This is a genomic window from Microbacterium azadirachtae, from assembly GCF_025583665.1.
GTDB classification, from domain to species: Bacteria; Actinomycetota; Actinomycetes; order Actinomycetales; family Microbacteriaceae; genus Microbacterium; species Microbacterium azadirachtae.
Map to the genome: position 1 here is coordinate 3,392,261 of NZ_CP099706.1, position 16,242 is coordinate 3,408,502.

The 16,242-nt window shown below is 71.0% G+C and carries 11 protein-coding genes; 3 read left to right on the top strand and 8 right to left on the bottom strand.

The window, feature by feature from the left end:
- The first annotated feature begins 6 nt into the window (after window positions 1-6).
- Window positions 7-2,226, top strand: coding sequence for a 3'-5' exonuclease (locus NFX31_RS16000; RefSeq protein ID WP_262956231.1), 2,220 nt, complete (start codon window positions 7-9; stop codon window positions 2,224-2,226).
- 290 nt (window positions 2,227-2,516) lie between these two features.
- Here the strand turns inward: NFX31_RS16000 and NFX31_RS16005 are convergent, their stop codons facing one another.
- The 3 genes from NFX31_RS16005 to NFX31_RS16015 all read right to left on the bottom strand — a co-directional run bounded on the left by NFX31_RS16005 (window position 2,517) and on the right by NFX31_RS16015 (window position 7,679).
- Window positions 2,517-3,734: a glycosyltransferase family 4 protein gene (locus NFX31_RS16005; RefSeq protein WP_262956232.1), complete on the bottom strand. Its 1,218-nt coding sequence runs from the start codon at window positions 3,732-3,734 to the stop codon at window positions 2,517-2,519.
- Between the two features lie 6 nt (window positions 3,735-3,740).
- Window positions 3,741-4,991, bottom strand: a complete 1,251-nt coding sequence (locus tag NFX31_RS16010; protein WP_262956234.1) for a glycosyltransferase — start codon at window positions 4,989-4,991, stop codon at window positions 3,741-3,743.
- 228 nt (window positions 4,992-5,219) lie between these two features.
- Entirely contained in the window at window positions 5,220-7,679 is a 2,460-nt protein-coding gene (locus NFX31_RS16015; RefSeq protein WP_262956235.1) for a polysaccharide lyase 8 family protein, read from the bottom strand.
- Window positions 7,680-7,906: 227 nt separating this feature from the next.
- Here NFX31_RS16015 and NFX31_RS16020 point away from each other — a divergent pair, with 227 nt between their 5' ends.
- Entirely contained in the window at window positions 7,907-8,497 is a 591-nt protein-coding gene (locus NFX31_RS16020; RefSeq protein WP_262956236.1) for a hypothetical protein, read from the top strand.
- Window positions 8,498-8,533: 36 nt separating this feature from the next.
- On the opposite strand, the gene NFX31_RS16025 is transcribed toward NFX31_RS16020, so the two are convergent.
- Together NFX31_RS16025 and NFX31_RS16030 are read right to left on the bottom strand one after the other, a co-directional pair.
- Window positions 8,534-8,944, bottom strand: a complete 411-nt coding sequence (locus NFX31_RS16025; protein WP_262956237.1) for an MmcQ/YjbR family DNA-binding protein — start codon at window positions 8,942-8,944, stop codon at window positions 8,534-8,536.
- A gap of 135 nt (window positions 8,945-9,079) precedes the next feature.
- On the bottom strand, window positions 9,080-9,646 hold the full coding sequence (locus NFX31_RS16030; protein ID WP_045249221.1) for a dihydrofolate reductase family protein: 567 nt from the start codon (window positions 9,644-9,646) through the stop codon (window positions 9,080-9,082).
- Between the two features lie 86 nt (window positions 9,647-9,732).
- Between NFX31_RS16030 and NFX31_RS16035 the strand changes: the two genes are divergently transcribed.
- On the top strand, window positions 9,733-10,305 hold the full coding sequence (locus NFX31_RS16035; protein ID WP_091478043.1) for a TetR/AcrR family transcriptional regulator: 573 nt from the start codon (window positions 9,733-9,735) through the stop codon (window positions 10,303-10,305).
- A gap of 78 nt (window positions 10,306-10,383) precedes the next feature.
- Here NFX31_RS16035 and NFX31_RS16040 read toward each other — a convergent pair whose 3' ends face one another.
- The 3 genes from NFX31_RS16040 to NFX31_RS16050 are packed head-to-tail and all read right to left on the bottom strand — an operon-like array spanning window position 10,384 to window position 16,132.
- On the bottom strand, window positions 10,384-12,015 hold the full coding sequence (locus tag NFX31_RS16040) for a fucose isomerase (RefSeq protein WP_262956238.1): 1,632 nt from the start codon (window positions 12,013-12,015) through the stop codon (window positions 10,384-10,386).
- Window positions 12,012-14,627: a GH116 family glycosyl-hydrolase gene (locus NFX31_RS16045; RefSeq protein ID WP_262956239.1), complete on the bottom strand. Its 2,616-nt coding sequence runs from the start codon at window positions 14,625-14,627 to the stop codon at window positions 12,012-12,014. The genes NFX31_RS16040 and NFX31_RS16045 overlap by 4 nt, the downstream gene beginning before the upstream one ends.
- A complete protein-coding gene (locus tag NFX31_RS16050; protein WP_262956240.1) occupies window positions 14,624-16,132 on the bottom strand; it encodes an FGGY-family carbohydrate kinase in 1,509 nt (502 codons plus the stop codon). Before NFX31_RS16050 ends, NFX31_RS16045 begins: the two co-directional genes overlap by 4 nt.
- Window positions 16,133-16,242 lie beyond the last annotated feature (110 nt).

Here is a 16,242-nt window from a genome sequence, read left to right on the forward strand (position 1 = left end):
GTATCTGTGCCCGAAGTAACACTGTCGAAGACCGACGATCACAAGCTAGACAAGGCTGTCCAGGCGAAGGTGTTGTCGTTCCTCATGAAGCTGCGCGAGGACGATTCGGCGTACGGGCTGCGCATCAAGAAGCTCGAACAGCAGAAGGACCCTCGTGCACGCACGGGGCGCGTCGACGACTCCTGGCGGGCGGTGCTGTTTTGCCTCGATCACGCGGGCGAGAGGACGTACGTCTACGCGGGGACATACGAGCACGACGAGGCTATCGAGCGCGCGCGGACCCGCGTGCTGCGCACGAATCCTGTGTCTCACGTGGCGGAGATTATCGACGCGACTGCTCCTGACTTTGCGCCGGCGGTTGTCGTCGTCGAGTACGGCGGCGCTGCGAAGGCGACCTCCTATCTAGGTGAGCATGGGTACCCGGTTGCCGACCTCATCGAGGGGCTCGGCTTTGAGAAGGCGGATGCCGAACGGCTCTACGCGGCGCCGTCGGAAGATGCGCTAGCTGCGTTGGCCGACGGCTTCGAGAACGAGTGGCAGCGCCTCGCCATTCTTGGCATGGCGGTCGGGGACACGGTCGCCAAGATTCGCCTCGATCTCGGCTTCGACGTTCCAGCCGGTGTTGACGCGCCCGCAGACCTTCGTGTGGCGGCGCCGCCTCACGCTCGCAGCGAGGATGCCGCGATTATTGACGCGCTCAGCCGCCCGGCGAGTCGCATGCAGTTCACCCTGGTCAACGATGATGAGGAGTTGCGTCGCATCATCGAGGAAGGCGATTTCGGCGCTTGGCGAGTCTTCTTACATCCCGAACAGGCGCAGTATGTCGAGCGCGACTTCAACGGTCCGTTCCGCTTGAGCGGTGGCGCCGGCACGGGAAAGACGGTCGTTCTACTACATCGTGCTCGTAGGCTTGCCGCTGCGACGCCCGATTCACGAATCGTGCTCACAACCTTCACTAAGGCTCTCGCCGGGATGCTTCGGGGCGATGTTGAGCGTCTGGATTCCAGCATCCCGGTCGCGTCATCTCTCGGGGGTGCGGGAGTGTTCGTGACCGGGATCGACGCCCTCGCCGCAGCGGTGCGCGACGGCGCTGGCGCGGACTTTTGGAGCATCGCTGGCGAGGCGGTGTTTGGCTCCCCGAGCCCCGTTCGTACGTCGCTTGTGTCGAACAGCCATGGATGGGACGCCGCTGCCTCGACGCTCGCGGGCGGGCCAGTCGAGATTCTGAACCCCGCCTTTCTCAAAGCGGAGTACGCGCAAGTCGTACTGCCGCAGCGCATCACCGATCTTGCGGGCTACCTCGCTGCGAAGCGTCCGGGGCGCGGTGTGGCCCTGGATCGCGCGCGTCGCACGATGGTGTGGAAGGCGATCGAGGCCTACCGGACGCATGCCTCGACGTCGCGTCGGATGACGTGGGCTGAGCTCTCAGCGATGGCATCGGCGTATCTTGAGGCGCGTCCTGACGCAGCGCCGGCTGACCACGTCCTCATCGACGAGGGTCAAGACCTCAGCCCGCTCCACTGGCAACTGGTCCGCTCGATCGTCACCCCTGGCGCTAACGACGTCTTCATTGCCGAGGATGTGCACCAGCGGATCTACGGGCAGCGCATCGTGCTTGCGCGCTACGGCATCAAGGTGGTGGGTAGATCCCGCCGGTTGACTCTGAACTACCGAACGACTCAGGAGAACCTGCTCTATGCCCTGGGCGTGCTTGAGGATGCCCAGTTCATCGATGCCGCCGAGGAGACCGAGACGAACCACGGTTATCGATCGGCGAGACGCGGGCCGATGCCCCGCGTGATCCCGAGCGCGTTCGTGTGGGAGCAAGTCGATGCGGTGGCGCGCACCATCACCGATTGGACGTCGGCCGGCCTCGGAGACTCGGTCGCGATCCTTGGCCGTACTACTTTCTCGCTCAAGCGTCTGCAACGCCAGCTCGCGGACCACGGGATCAAGACCGCGATGTATGGCGAGGATGCTCGTCCAGGTGTCCCGGTGCTCGTGACGATGCACAGCGCGAAGGGGTTGGAGTTCTCGCGGGTCGTCTTGTTCGACGTGTCGGAGGGATCGGTGCCGCTGCCCATCGCACTACATGGACTTACAGGTGGTGATCTCGAGGATGCGATGCTCCGCGAGCGATCGCTGCTTTATGTCGCCGCGTCGCGGGCGCGAGATGAGCTGGTCGTGACGTGGGCTGAGAAGCGGTCAGAGCTGCTTGGAAGCTAACGGCGCTGCGGCGGGACGTACGTTCAAACCTGCCGCGCGACCTGGCAGGCGCGGGGGCGATTGATCACGCCCACGGCCGATACGGCAACCACCACGGACGTCCTGCCGGCATTTTGGCCGCATTCCATTCGGCGCTGGCTGTTTTCGGACGTCGTTCGATGTCGCCGCGGTCTCAATAACCCGCGCGTAATTCCGCGGAAGTTGTCGTTCGACGTCGCGATACAGAATGCTCAAAACGTGTTCGAGTCCCTCCAGGGGCACCGCGCCGACACGCCCACGGCCCGCCAGCCTCAGCCGCCGATCGCCCGCCCATACACCTCGAGCATCGCCGCGGTCCGCGACGACTGCCGGAAATCGGCGGCGACCTGCGGATCCGGCTCCGGCGCACGCCCGGCGGCGATGTCCGCGGCCGCGATGCGCAGCGTCTCGGCGAGCGCCGCCACCCGCGCGGGCTCGTCCGCCCCGGCATCGGGCACCGCCCACAGTCCGCTGCGCAGCTCCCCCGCGATGTCGGGGTCGCTCACGACGGTGGGCGTGCCCAGAGTCGCCGCCTCGAACGGGGTCATCCCCTGCGTCTCGAAGCCGATCGACGTCTGCACCACGGCGTCGGCGGCGGCGATGCGCGCGAGCACGTCGGCGTAGCCGATCCGTCCGGCGAAGCGGATGCGGGGCCGGCCGGCGCGGGCCGCGATCCGCTCGGCGGCGCGGAGCTGCGCCCCGCCGCCGACCACCTCGATGTCGGCGTCCACGTCGCTCGCGACGACAGCCTCCAGGAACGGCAGCAGGCGCTTCTCCGGACTCATCCGGCCCAGCCAGATGAACCGCGGCCGGCCCGGCGCGCGCTCCGCAGGAGCGGCGGCGAGCACCTGCTCGCGCACCTCGTCGTCGATGCCGTTCCAGATCACGTCGACGGATCCGAATACGCCGTGCTGCTCGAGCCGATGCGCGAAGTGCCCCGACGGGGCGGTCACCGCGCGCGACTCCGCGGCGATCCCCGCGAGATACGCCCACCCGTCAGCGCCGCGCGGCTGCACCCCGATCCCGCGCAGCGCCGTGCGCCGCCAGAGATTCAGCGCGCCGAGCACGGGCCGGTGCAGCGGCGTGACGGCCGCGATGCCGACGTCGACGCGGTTGTGCATCGTGTGCACGGCGGGGATGCCGTGCCGGTGCGCGAAGCGGTGGCCGATGAACGCACCCCAGAAGTCGGCCTGCACGTGCACCAGATCCACCGGCGGACGGCGGGTCAGCGCCTGGTCGAGGAAGCGGTCGGTGCGTCGCCCCGGCCACGTCATCGCGTACTCCCGGTCGGCCGTGATCGGGATCGAGGGCAGGTCGACGTAGCCGGGATCGGCGACGCCGTGCTGCCCGCCGCGCGCCGCGTGCATGCGCGGCGCGACGATCGTCACCGTGTGCCCGGCGCGCTCGAGGTACTTGCGCTGCAGGCGCATCGAGACCTGCGCGCCGCCCAGCGACTCGGCGTGCTGGTCGGCGAAGAAGACGATGTGCATCCCGGCCTACTCCGGCAGCGGCTCGTCGCGGTACAGCGCCTCGAAGGTGTCCAGCGTGCGGTTGATGTCGTGCACGGCCACGCCGTCGAGCGAGGCGCGCTGCATGCGCTCGTACTCGGCCGGATCCGCGGTGAGCACGTCGGTGAGACGCGCGGCGAGCTCGTTGACGTTGCCGGGCTCGAACAGGTAGCCGTTCTCCCCGTCGTGCACCAGGTGCGGCAGCGCGACGGCATCGGCGGCGACGATCGGCAGTGCCGACGCCATCGCCTCCATGGTGGCGATGGACTGCAGCTCGGCGATCGAGGCGATCACGAAGAGCGAGGCGCGGCTCAGCAGAGCGCGCAGCTCCACGTCCGTGGTGCGCCCGTGGAAGGTGACCCGGCCCCCCAGCCCGAGCTGCTGCGCGAGGGCCTCGAGCTGCTTGCGCTGGTCTCCCCCGCCCACGATGTCGAAGGTGACGTCGAGAGCCGGATCCAGCTTCGTCATCGCCTTGAGAATGACGTCCACCTGCTTCTCGGCCGTGAGGCGGCCGACGAACACGATCCGGTTCTTCTCGCGCGGGCCGATGACGGGCGAGTACTGGGTGCGGTCGATGCCGCAGCTGACCGGGATCACGTCCTCGACGTCGATCGTGCGCTCGAGGAAGTCGGCGGCCCGCCGGGTCGGCGTGGTCACGGCGCGGGTGAGCGCGAACGTGCGCGCGGCGTCGGCCCACGCGAGCTTGAGGACGATGTCGTCGATGAACTTCGGCATGGTGGTGTGGTCGAGGATGTTCTCGGCCATCACGTGGTTGGTCGCGATCACCGGGATGCCGCGCTGGTGCGCGATGCGCGAAAGTCCACGGCCGATCACGATGTGCGACTGGATGTGCACCACGTCGGGCTGCACCTCGTCGAGCACCTTGCGTGCGTAGTGCTTGGAGCGCCACGGCCAGACGAACCGCAGCCAGTCGTGCGGGGCCCAGCGCACCGACGGCAGCCGATGCAGGGTCATCGCCTCGCCTTCGATCACCTCGGTGCGGGGCTTCGCGGTGCGGTACGCCTGGTTCGGGGCGACGACGTGCACGTCGTGGCCGCGCTGCACGAGCCCGGCGGCGAGGCGCTCGGTGAACCGGGCGGCACCGTTCACGTCGGGCCAGAAGGTGTCCGCGCCGATCAGGATCCGCAGGGGGCGCGGAGCGTCGGCCGGAGCGGAGACGGGTTCGGGCGCGCCGGAGTCGGGGCTGTCCGAGGGGCGATGATCGCCGGAGGAGGTCACGTGGTTGCTGCCTTCTGCTGGGCCGCGGCGCCGTCGACCGGTTGCTGAGCTTGTCGAAGCACATCGGCCGCTCGAACCCCGCGGAGATGGCCTGGATCGGGCGCTGGCCACTCTACCCGAGCGCGCTGAGGATGCCGCGGAGGCGGATCCGGCGGCGGCGCGGCGAGGCCGCGGGCGCCAGGGGACGGTGCGGGGGCGGCGCGCCGGGCACCGCCCCCGCGACCCGGCTCAGGATCCGAGCACGATCCGCTTCGCGTGCCCGTGGCCGTCGAGGTCGAACTCGAGCGCGAGGGGCGCCGTCCCGACCACCCGCACCCCGTCGTCGCCCTCGATCACGGTCGACTCGGCGACCCCGGCGAGCACGACGCGCGCCGTCTTCTGGGTGCGACTCGGGTCGGAGAGTGCCACGGTCGTGCGGCCGCCGTCGGTGCGCACCGCGAGCGAGCACGGCCCGGTCACGGTCACGCCGGAGGCCGGTGCGCCGCCGGAGGGCGTCGCCTGGAAGAAGTTGGCGAGCGTCAGGCCCTGTCCCGCCACCCGGATCACCTGCGCCTGAGCGTTGTTGGCGATGACCTCGACGGTCGGCGCGTCCGACTCGGTGAACGTCACCGAGTGCGCGACGTTCGGCAGCACGATGTACGCGTAGCCGCCGGCGGTCGGATCCGTGCCGTGGTGGTGGGTGATCGTCACGTAGTCGCGGTTCTTGACGTCCGTCGTGCCGCCGGTGTCGGATCCGGAGTTGATGCTCTGCCAGTCGCCCGAGCGCGGGACGACCTGCACGTCGATCGTCCCGGCCACGTTCTCCCCCTTGAGGAAGACGTAGCCGCCGTGACCCATGATGTGCACGTTGCGCTTCACGGCGATCGCGCCGTCCGCGGCGGTGAGCACGCGGTTGCGGTTGTCGGTGCGCACGTTCGGCACCCCGCCGGGCGCGAAGGAGCGGTTGTCGATCGTGGTGAACACGTCGTAGCCGGAGGCCGAGGCGATCGCGGCCCCGAGGCAGACGACTTTGTCGTCGAGGAAGAACCACGACTTGCGGCCGCTGAGCGACTTGTCGAAGTTGAGGTGGTCCATGCCCTGGATCCCCCAGCGGCCGTCGAGGGCGAGTCCGCCGCCGAACGCCTGGAACGCCCGGGGGATGCCGGTGCCGTCGGCGGCGCCGTTCGTGCGGGGCGCCGCCGTCACCGTCGTGCCCGGCAGGCGGTACGGGTCGACGGTCGGCCAGAAGTCGGCGCTGTACTGCGCGGGATCCGCGGAGCTGTAGAAGAAGGTGAGTCCGTCGCCCTGGTACCAGCCCAGGTTGTTCTCGCGATTGCCCCACTCGTAGCGGCCGATCCGCTTCGACGAGAGGTTGACGACGGCGCTGAAGCCCGGCCGGTGGTGCACCAGGCGGTCCTGATCGCCGAAGGCCTTCGTCGACACGGGCGCGTCGGCGGGGGTCACGCTGTCGTCGCCGAGGATCGAGGTGACCAGGAGCGACTTCGCCACGGTCTGCGTAGGCAGGCCGTACAGCTTCTCGTCGGTGCAGCGCAGCAGCCAGCCCTTCACGAGCGAGAGGTAGCGGCTCCGGTAGGGCTCGCCCGCGCCCTGCGCGAGCAGCAGGATCGCGGTGATCGCCGCCGCGCCGTCGACGTAGTCGGGCTCGGCCTGGCGCGACACGGCGCGGCCTCGCACGGCCTCCATCATCCGGCCGTTCCAGATGAAGGGGGCGTACGAGGCCTCGACGGCGTCGAGGATGACCGACTTCTTCGGATCCGTCACGTCCCAGTCGCTGCCGCCGAGCAGGCCGAGGATCTCGGCGATGCCGCCGAGGGTGACCACGCCGTAGGTGCCGACGTAGGGCAGGGCGGTGTGCTGCACGAAGGATCCGTCGGCGTAGAAGCCGTCGCCGCTCGTGACGTATCCGAACACGCTGTTCTTCCCCGACCGCACGGTGTCGCTGAGGGCGTCGCGAGCGAGGGCGATCTCGTCCGGACGCGCGTCGAGGATCCCCCGCAGCGCGCAGGACAGCGCCTTGTCGGTGCGGTTCGCGCCGGTCTCCGCCAGGCTCGTGCCGCGGCCCCGCCAGTTCGGGTCGGGGGTGAAGTACCGGACGGCGGCGAGGAGAGCCGTGCGCACGTCGGCGGGGACCGCGTCGTGCAGCAGGACGCAGATGTCGGCGGCCTTGCGCGGCACGCCGATCTCCCAGAACCACCAGTTGCCGACCGGCGAGGCGCCGGCCTTGTAGACGTTCGCGCTGAGCCAGGCGAGCGCCGCCACGAGATCGCCCGCGAGCGCGGCATCGCCGTGCTGGTCGCATCCCGCCGTCGAGTACGCGAGCGCCAGGTCGAAGAGGCGGTTGAAGGTCACGCCCATGTTGCCGGACAGCACGGTGCCGCTCACCCCGGCGAGCGGCAGGTCGCTCCAGATGCCCGGCGACGCCGCTGGGCGCACCATCGCGGTCCACGATGCGGAGGCGTTCGCGCTCATGGTGCTCAGCACGCCGGCGAGCTCGGGCACGGACGCCGCGCTGCCGTCCCCCGCGAGCATGATCCGGCGACGCTCGATGAGGCTCGCGAGCGGATCGCCGGTCGCCGCGAAGGCGACTCCGGGTGTGCGTGCGCTCGCGGACTGGCCTGCGAGCGTGACGAGTGCGCCTGCTCCGAGCAGTCCGAGCACGGTGCGGCGGTTCATCTCAAGGGGGGACATCGTCGGCCTCCGGGTCGATCGGGGAAGGATTCGCGCCCTACGGTATACGCTTTCCCATCCGAATAGTAGAGCCGATGAACATATTTCACGGCGGCCGTTCTCGGAGGGGATCCGACCCCCGACGGCGATCCGGCCAGGCTCGCGACCCCTCCGAACGAACCCGTCCTGAGAACGGTTGCCGCGGGGACGCACGGCTCGCGCTCACCTGCGACCCGTACGCTCTGAGCATGCGCCTTGCCGCCGACGCCGACCCCGAACGCTGGATCCCCGTGACCGGATCCCTGGGCTTCCGCGGCCGCCGCCACCGCAAGGCCGCGATCGGGATGCTGCTGGGGCAGTTCAGCGGAGCGGTCGGCGCGACGCCGCGCCCGGGGTCGGGGTTCGGCGCGTGGGCGCTCAGCCAGGCCGCGCCGTTCCTCATGCGCAAGGCTGACGGACGCGTGCTGGTGTGGACCTGGAAGGCGGAGCCGGAGCTGATCGTGGCGATGGCGAGCGCGCAGGAGCTCACGCCCCAGCTGCGCACGGCGCGGGCCATGATGCCGATGGAGTACGACGACACGGAGGATTTCCGCAACCCGTACCTCGGCGCGGGCGAGAAGCTCGTGGTGCCGCTGCCCGCCGAGCAGGGCGCGCCGCCGTTCGCGACCTACACCTGGGACACCGGCACGCACCTCATCACCCTGCAGGCGGTGTGCGCCGACCGGGAGCGCTTCGGCACGGTGATCGCCGCCGTGGACGAGATCGCCCGCACGCTCCGCACCGTCGACGACCTGTCGGTCGGCGAGTCCGGCCCGATCCTGCGCCTGCCTCCCGCCTGACCGGCGCAGCGGCAGGACCGCCGTGCTACTGCGCCCTCAGTCGAGCCCGCGCTCGTCCAGCCACCGCCGGGCGACCGCCTTGGGGGCGCGGAGCAGCCAGGCATCGGCGATGATCTCGCCGAGATGGTCGGGCGCGATCGCGTCGAGCCGCAGCAGCACGGCGGGATAGCCGTCGAAGTGCGGGATGGTGAAGAACACATCCGGATCCGCCGCGATCAGCTCCCCGGCGAGGGCGGCGGTCTCGATGCGCACCGCCAGCACCGGCCCCTCCGGCCAGGTGCGGCCGAGGGCGGCGAGCTGGGCCAGATCCGTCTTCCGCGGGCCGCGCAGCCAGGCGATCTGTCCCCCGTTGCAGCGCCAGGCCGGCGCGCCGGTGTGCCCGCCGGTGCGCTCCTCGACGCCGGGCAGGGCGAGGGCCAGAGCACGGACGTCGTCGATCGTCGCCATGGATCCGATCCTCGCCCCTCCCGGGATCCGGTTCAAGGGCGGACGGATGCAGGACGCTGCGACGGATGCAGGACGGATCCGTCGTTGGCGTCCTGCATCCGTCGCGCGGTCCTGCAGGCGCACCGCTCTGCGCGTTCAGGAGCGCGCGTACTCCAGGAGGGTGACCCCCGAGGCGAAGGCCGTGGCGGCCGTGCGCGTAAACGCCGACGGCGCATACCCGCCGCGGCCGAACACCGGGATCCCGTCGCCGAACAGCACGGGGTTGACCTTGAGCACCAGACGGTCGATCTCACTCGCGAGCGATGCGGCGAGCGCGCCGCCGCCGCACAGCCAGATCCCCGCCCCGTCCTGCGCCTTGAGCTCGCGCACGACGCCGACGGGATCGGCGTCCGTGAAGTCGACGCCGTCGACCGGATCCGGATCCCGCCGGGTGAAGACCACCTGGCGCAGGTGCGCGTACGGGGAGGGCATGTCGGGGAGGCCCACCGCGTAGGTGTTCCACCCCATCAGCACGGTATCGAACGTCGAGCGCTCCTGGGCGATGCCCAGTGCCTGGGCGAAGGACGTCGGGATCGCGTCGGCGAACCGGCCGGTGAGGGCGGCCATGTGGTCGCCCTCGAGCAGGAAGGCGTCGAACTGCCCCTCGGGGCCTGCGATGAAGCCGTCCAGGCTGACGGCGACGTAATAGGTGAGCTCTCGCATAGGTCCTCCGATCCTCGCGCACCATTCACAACAGGTGCAGTGGTTGGAGACTACAACAGATGTTGTGGTTGCGCTACTCTGAGGTCATGGCCAAGAACGAAGCCCGCCGCGCCGCGCTGGCCGATGCCGGCATCGCGGTGCTGGCGCGCGAGGGATCGCGCGGGCTCACGCACCGCGCGATCGACGACGAGGCGCACGTGCCCACCGGCACCGCCTCGAACTACTTCCGCAGCAGGCGGGCGCTCATCGCCGGCCTGTTCGAGCGGATCGGCGAGCGCCTCGCCCCGACTCCGGAGGATCTCGCCCGGCGGGCCTCCCAGACCCCGAGTCCCGCGCTGTTCGCCGACTACCTGCGCGACATCGTGCGCCGCCTCGTCGCCGAGCGCGAGGTGACGCTCGCGCTGTTCGAACTACGGCTCGAGGCGGCGCGGCGGCCCGAGCTCGCCGCGGCGCTCCAGGAGTGGCAGCATGCGGGCTTCGAGGGCGACGTCGCGTTCAACGAGGCCGCGGGCCTCCCCGGCGGCCGCGCGGAGATCGCGCTGTTCCACTACGCGATCGAGGGCCTCGTGTTCGACCGGCTCACGTCGTCGATCGACCCGGCGACGCCGACCGACGACGTCGTGGACGCGCTCGTGGCAGGGCTGCTCCCGCGCGCGTGAGCCACGGCGGCTCCCCGCTCGCCACCGTCGTTCACTGCGGTTCACCGCGGTTCGCCTGGGCTCACCCGCGGGGCGGCGTCAGACGTTCACCTCGCCGACGAGGTTGACGCGGATCCCCATGCCGTCCAGCATCGCGGCCTTCGCGACGAGGGCCTTGTCGGCGGTCTCGGCGTCCGGCGCGTAGACGAGCTGCGCGTGGTTGGCCTTGTGCCGGGCCATGAACTGGTCCCGGCTCTGGCCGTGCAGCATGACGTGCGCGATCGGCCACTCCGGGTTCGTGGCGTCCTTGCGACGCTGGGTCTCCTCCGCGGGAAGCTCCACGACCGTTGCGCGGAACACGTCGGCCTGCAGCACCCCGTCGGCGATGAAGATGCGCGAGAGCACGACCTCGCCGGGCCGGGACACCCCGTTGATCGTGGCGCCGCCGGCCGGGAAGAACACGTGCCCCTGCCGCCAGCCCTCCGCGTTCTGCCAGCCGCCCAGGTGCGAGGCGGGGACGGATCCGGAGATCTCGTAGACCCAGACGAACTCGCCGTCGTAGTCCTCGCCCCAGCGCACGTCGTGCAGGGTGTTGTCGGGCACCAGCCCCATCGCCCGCCACACCCGGTCCGTGACCAGGGCATCGACGGCGACGCCCTCGTCGGCCTCGTTGAAGTGCGGGAACGCGCGACCCTCGTGGAGGATCCGCGATCCGTCCCGCGAGGTCACCGGCGGACGCTCAGTCGAGTTCAGGATCCCCTCGGCCAGATCCGACGCGGGGACCAGATCCTTCAGGCCCTGCTGGTACTGGATCCCGACGGCGTCGAGCCCGAAGTCGTCGGCGATGCGGAGGGCCGCGATGTACATCTTCAGCTGCCACTGCACCTGCTCACGGGTGAGCTCGGTCGCCGCATCCTCGCCGAAGCGGAAGGTCATGCCGTGCGCGACGAGCCAGTCGAAGGCGGCGTCGGCCTCGGCGTCGGTCACCGTCAGCATCTCGGCGTACAGCGCGGACTGCGACAGGCGCTCCTTGTAGATGCCGGTCCTGTTGAGCAGCTCGTCGTCGAAGATGGCGTTGTACATGCCCATGCAGCCTTCGTCGAACACGCCGATGATGGCCTTGTCGGCGAGCAGCTGCGCGGCGAGGGCCTCGCCGAGCTGCTTCTCCGGGCTGTCCGGGAGCTCCGGCAGGGACCGCACGTGCGAGGCGTCGTGCGTGATGCGGCCGGCCTCGGTCCACTCCTTCAGCCCCGCGCGGAACCAGGGATCGGTGAAGTCGACCGACCAGATCGTGGAATAGGGCTTGCCCATCTTGGTGAGGCCGGCGTTGAGGCCGAGCAGCCCGACGAGGCCGGGCCAGTCCGGTGCGAAGTTGGCGGTGGTGAGGATCGGGCCCTGGTGGGTGCGGAGGCCGGCCAGCACGTGGTGCGAGTACTGCCAGTTCGCGGTCGCGACGATGAGGGGCGCGTCGACGGGGATCTTCGTGAACACCTCCATGCCCATGCGCTGGCTCGAGATATAGCCGTGGCCGGTGGCCGGATCCACGCCGAACGGGCGGATGACGGTCCAGCCGAGATCCTCGAAGGCGGCGGTGATCGCCGCCTCGGTCGCAGCCTGCACCGGCCACCCCGCGACGTTCGCCGACTCGCGGAGGTCGCCGGAGGTGATCAGGTAGGCGGTCTTCGGCGCCGACGCGGGACGCTCGGTCGGGGCGGGGATGGCGTAGCTCATGGGATTCTCCGTTGCTGGATGGTGGTCACGTCGGCGGATGCCGTTCCGTCGGGCGGAAGGAAGGTGCGGGTCTCGCCGGCGGCGAGACGGACGTCCTGCGCGAGCTCCGTGCCGTGCAGGCGCAGTCCGGCGAGGTCGAGCGTCCCGCCGTCGAGGTGGAGCGTCAGCGCCGCGCCGTCGGATTCGGCGCGGCCCCAGCCGGTGCCCGTGGTGAACAGGAACCGCGCCGGGGCGCCGTCGGCGAAGGCGCCGGCCACGGGCGCGAACGACAGGGTGCGCGCGGGCGCGTCCCACTGGACGCCGCTCGCCGCGAGCAGCAGCGCCCACGACGCGAGGGAGCGGGCGTAGTGGTTGCCGCACTCGATCTCGTTCCACGGGTTGCGGTGCACCCCGTCGTAGCGGGCGCGCAGCGTGCGCTCGATGCGCAGCGCGTCATCCGCCCGCCCCGCGTACAGCAGCGACGCTGCGACCTGATGCTCCACGCCCGTCCACACCTCGTCGGAGTAGACGAACGGGATCGCCGGGCGTCCGCCGCTCGGCCAGGAGGCGAGCAGCAGCCCGCCCTCGTCGTTCAGGGCGTACACCCGCTGCGTGCTCTCGTGCGCCGAGAGGTCGTCGCGGTGGTTGTGCGCGACGATCGCGGCGAGCGCGGAGTCGAGGTGCGGCGCCGGCAGCAGCGCGCCGAGACCGTTCACCCAGGCGTGGAACTGCCCGAGCAGCTGGTCCGAGAGCACGCCCTCTCCGTACTGGTAGCGGTGCGCGTCGACATCGTCGATCACCTGTCGGTAGTACTCCCCGTTGAACAGCACGTCGTCCATCGCGCCGGCGACGTGGTCGGCTCTCGCCGTCCAGCCCCGCGCCCGGTCCGTCTCCCCCAGGTGGGCGGCCATGCGCGCTCCGGCGCGGAGGGCGGCGAGGTAGACCCCGTTGGCGAGGGGGTCGATCCCGTGGAACTCGATGTCGTAGGTGTTGTGCAGCTCGCCGTCGAGCAGGCCGTCGCCGTCGCGGTCCCACTCGCGCGTCGCGTGGTCGAGCGTCCGGACCGCGGCCGGCCAGAGCTCGCGCAGGAACGCGTCGTCGCCCGAGAAGCGCCACTCGCGATGCAGGCGGACGAGGGTGCCGAGCTGCCCGTCGACGGCGGGACCGATGTACCACGGAGCGGATCCGAAGAGCCGGTTGCCGCGGAACCTCTGCGCTCCCTCGGCGTCGGTCTCGAGCAGGTACTCCGGGCGCCGGGCGCTGCGTTCGAGGCTCGGGAACAGCCAGGCCGCGGTCTGCGCATACGACCACACATGCGTGCAGGTGCCCTCGCAGGATCCGCCGTGGTCGAAGGAGCCCTCCCAGGCCGCGAACACCGGCCCCTCCCCGAGGGCCGGGTTCGGCGACGCCACGACGAAGCAGGTCGTGGAGCGCACGGCGGCGATGTTGGCCCCCACGGCGTCCGCGAGAACCGGATCCAGAGTGCCTCCGTACAGCGCCTCGACGAACGCATCGGTCGCCGCCTCGAGCGCCGGCAGCTCGCGGTGCAGGTGGGTCGCGGCCGACCAGGCGTCCGGCCAGAGCGTCGCGTAGTGGTTGCGCACGATCGGCGACAGCGACGGATCCTCCGCCCGGTCGTCCAGGATGATGTGCCCGTGCCAGCCGCGGCGCCGGTTCGGGAACGACCAGCTCAGCACGAACTCGAAGTCGCGCGCCTCGCCGGGCGCGAGCGTGTGCACGATGCCCAGGGATCCGGTGCGCAGCCGGGGAAGCCGGGCGAGCATCTCCTCCTCGGTGAGCGGCGGGGCGTCGGGATCCGCGTCCCGCTCGGCGAAGAGGCCGCGCGGGCGGTCCTCCAGGGTCAGCCGCGGCTCGGGCGCGAGCAGTCCGTCGGCCGTCAGGTCGCTCCAGAACATGCGGGCGCCGTCGGGCCAGTAGCTCGTCACCCACTGCGGCTTGGCCGTGATCGAAGGGTCTGTCGTGGTGAGGGCGAGCGTGCCGTAGCCCGGGTCGTCCTCGGGCAGGTCGATGCCGAAGTCCAGGCCGCGCACGACGCCGTCGTCGCGCCACCGCACGGTCTGCGTACCGCGCATGCCCCAGGGAGCGTCCGGACCGGGTTCGCCGCGCCCCGCCGTGTGCGACACGCTGCCTGCGACGGTGACCGCGACGGGCACCGTCCCGGGGTTGACCACCCGATAGCGCAGCACGGCCGCCGGGATGCCGGACGCGTCGGCATCGAGCGGCACGAGCGGGGTGAAGGCGTGCAGGGACACCTCGACCGGCAGCGCGCGGTCGGCGAAGTCGATGTCCACCACCGGGTACTCGCCGTGCATGGTCGCGGCGTCCAGGCGCGGCAGGCCGGCGAGGTCGTCGAACGAGAAGCCCGCGTCGAGGTCGCGGCGCCCCGTCATGCGCGCCTCGATCACGCGTGTGACGGGCTCCGCGCCCTCGGGGGCGGCGTGGATCGCGAAGAAGGTGCGGGGGTTGCGGCGGTCCTTGTCCGGGTGGTTCTCGAGCTCCCAGTCGCGCAGCTCGCCGCGTGCGCCGAGCGAGACGTTGCCGGTGCCGACGCCTCCGAGCAGGAACGCGGCCCGCTCGGAGGTGTGCGGGATCGGGCGGGCACGGCGCGTCATGCGGACGCCTCCTTCGCGTCGTCGGCCTTCTGCTGCGCGGCCAGCTCGTGCACGACGTCGGCGGTGCCGGCGTACAGCCGCAGATAGCGGTCGTAGAGCGCGTCGTAGAGCGGGGCGAGACACGGATCCGGGACGATCGTCGTGACGACCAGGTTCCACTCGTCGATCCTCGGGGCATGCTCCGCGACGGCACCGGCCGCGAGGAACGCGGCCCCGTAGCTCGCGCCGATCGTGATCTCCGGCACCTCCTGCACGAGCCCGGTGACGTCCGAGACGATCTGCAGCCAGAGCCGGCCCTGCGTACCTCCGCCCACCGCGACGATGCGGCGGATCTCCGCTCCCGCGTCGCGCATGGTCTGCACGTTGTGCCGCACGCCGAGCGCCGTCGCCTCGAGTGCAGCGCGGTACAGGTCGCCCCGGCCGTGCGCGAGGGTGAGGCCCGCGATCACGCCCCGTGCGTCCGGATCCTGGATCGGCGTGCGCTCCCCCGCGAAGTACGGCAGCATCACGAGCCCCCGCGCGCCCGGCCCCGAGGCCTCGGCCTCGGCGAGCAGCTGCGGGTAGTCGGAGTCCGTGAGCTCCTTCAGCCACCCCGTCAGCGCGCCGGAGGTGGACAGCCCGCCGGCGAGGTTCCGCGTGCCGGCGAACGCCCCGGCCGTGGTCCACATCGAGGGGGTACGCAGCGTCTGCTCGCCCGTCGCCACCAGGAACATGGTCGTGCCGTACATCAGCATGAGGTCTCCGACGCCGTGCGCCCCGACGCTGACCGCCTCGGTCCACGCGTCGATGGTGCCGGCGATCACGGGCGTGCCCTCGGGGATCCCGGTGAGTGCCGCGGCCTCCGCCGTCACCGCACCCGCGACGTCGCCGGCCCACCGCAGCGCGGGCTGCGCGAGGGGGGCCGCGTAGCGCTCCCACCACGCGTCGTGCCAGCGCTCGCGCTCGATTTCGTAGAGCGGTGAGACCTGGCTCGCCGACTGGTGGTCCAGCACGTAGGCGCCCGTGAGGCGGTGTGCGAGCCACGAGGCCGGCATGAACAGCCGGCGCGCCCGCCCCCATGCCTCCGGCTCCTCGTCACGGATCCAGAGGATCTTCGGTCCGCCCGCCTGCGAGGTGAGCACGGATCCGCCCACGCGTGTGATCTCGTCGACGCCGAGGTCCTCCGTCATGCGCGCGATCTGGCTGCCGGCCCGGGTGTCGACGCCGTATAGGATCGCCGGGCGCACCGGCTCGCCGTCCTCGTCGGCCAGCAGGATGCACGGGCCCATGCCGCTCACGCCGACCGCCGCGACCTCAGCGTCCGGCACGGCGGCGAGCAGTTCCTGGGCGAGCGAGACGAACTCGTCCCACCAGATCCGGCCGCCCATCTCGACCCAGCCGGTGCGCGGGCGGCTCACCTCGTGCGTCCGCGTCGCCTGGGCGAGGATCACGCCCTCGGCGTCGACGAGGACGCCCTTGCTGCTGGAGGTGCCGATGTCGACACCGATCGTGCACCGCACGCGCATCCTCCTCGATCGCTCGGCCTGGCCGGACGGCGATCACACTACGCGAAATCGATTTCAAGCGCAATTGCCCCGCGATCGTCCTCCACAGCACCCGATCAGCGTGATTCCTC

Bases quoted from the DNA above. Each gene is read 5' to 3' on its own strand.
- NFX31_RS16050 (WP_262956240.1), bottom strand. From the start codon at position 16,132: ATGCGCGTGCGGTGCACGATCGGTGTCGACATCGGCACCTCCAGCAGC.
- NFX31_RS16035 (WP_091478043.1), top strand. From the start codon at position 9,733: ATGGCCAAGAACGAAGCCCGCCGCGCCGCGCTGGCCGATGCCGGCATC.
- NFX31_RS16030 (WP_045249221.1), bottom strand. From the start codon at position 9,646: ATGCGAGAGCTCACCTATTACGTCGCCGTCAGCCTGGACGGCTTCATC.
- NFX31_RS16045 (WP_262956239.1), bottom strand. From the start codon at position 14,627: ATGACGCGCCGTGCCCGCCCGATCCCGCACACCTCCGAGCGGGCCGCG.
- NFX31_RS16020 (WP_262956236.1), top strand. From the start codon at position 7,907: ATGCGCCTTGCCGCCGACGCCGACCCCGAACGCTGGATCCCCGTGACC.
- NFX31_RS16025 (WP_262956237.1), bottom strand. From the start codon at position 8,944: ATGGCGACGATCGACGACGTCCGTGCTCTGGCCCTCGCCCTGCCCGGC.
- NFX31_RS16015 (WP_262956235.1), bottom strand. From the start codon at position 7,679: ATGTCCCCCCTTGAGATGAACCGCCGCACCGTGCTCGGACTGCTCGGA.
- NFX31_RS16040 (WP_262956238.1), bottom strand. From the start codon at position 12,015: ATGAGCTACGCCATCCCCGCCCCGACCGAGCGTCCCGCGTCGGCGCCG.
- NFX31_RS16005 (WP_262956232.1), bottom strand. From the start codon at position 3,734: ATGCACATCGTCTTCTTCGCCGACCAGCACGCCGAGTCGCTGGGCGGC.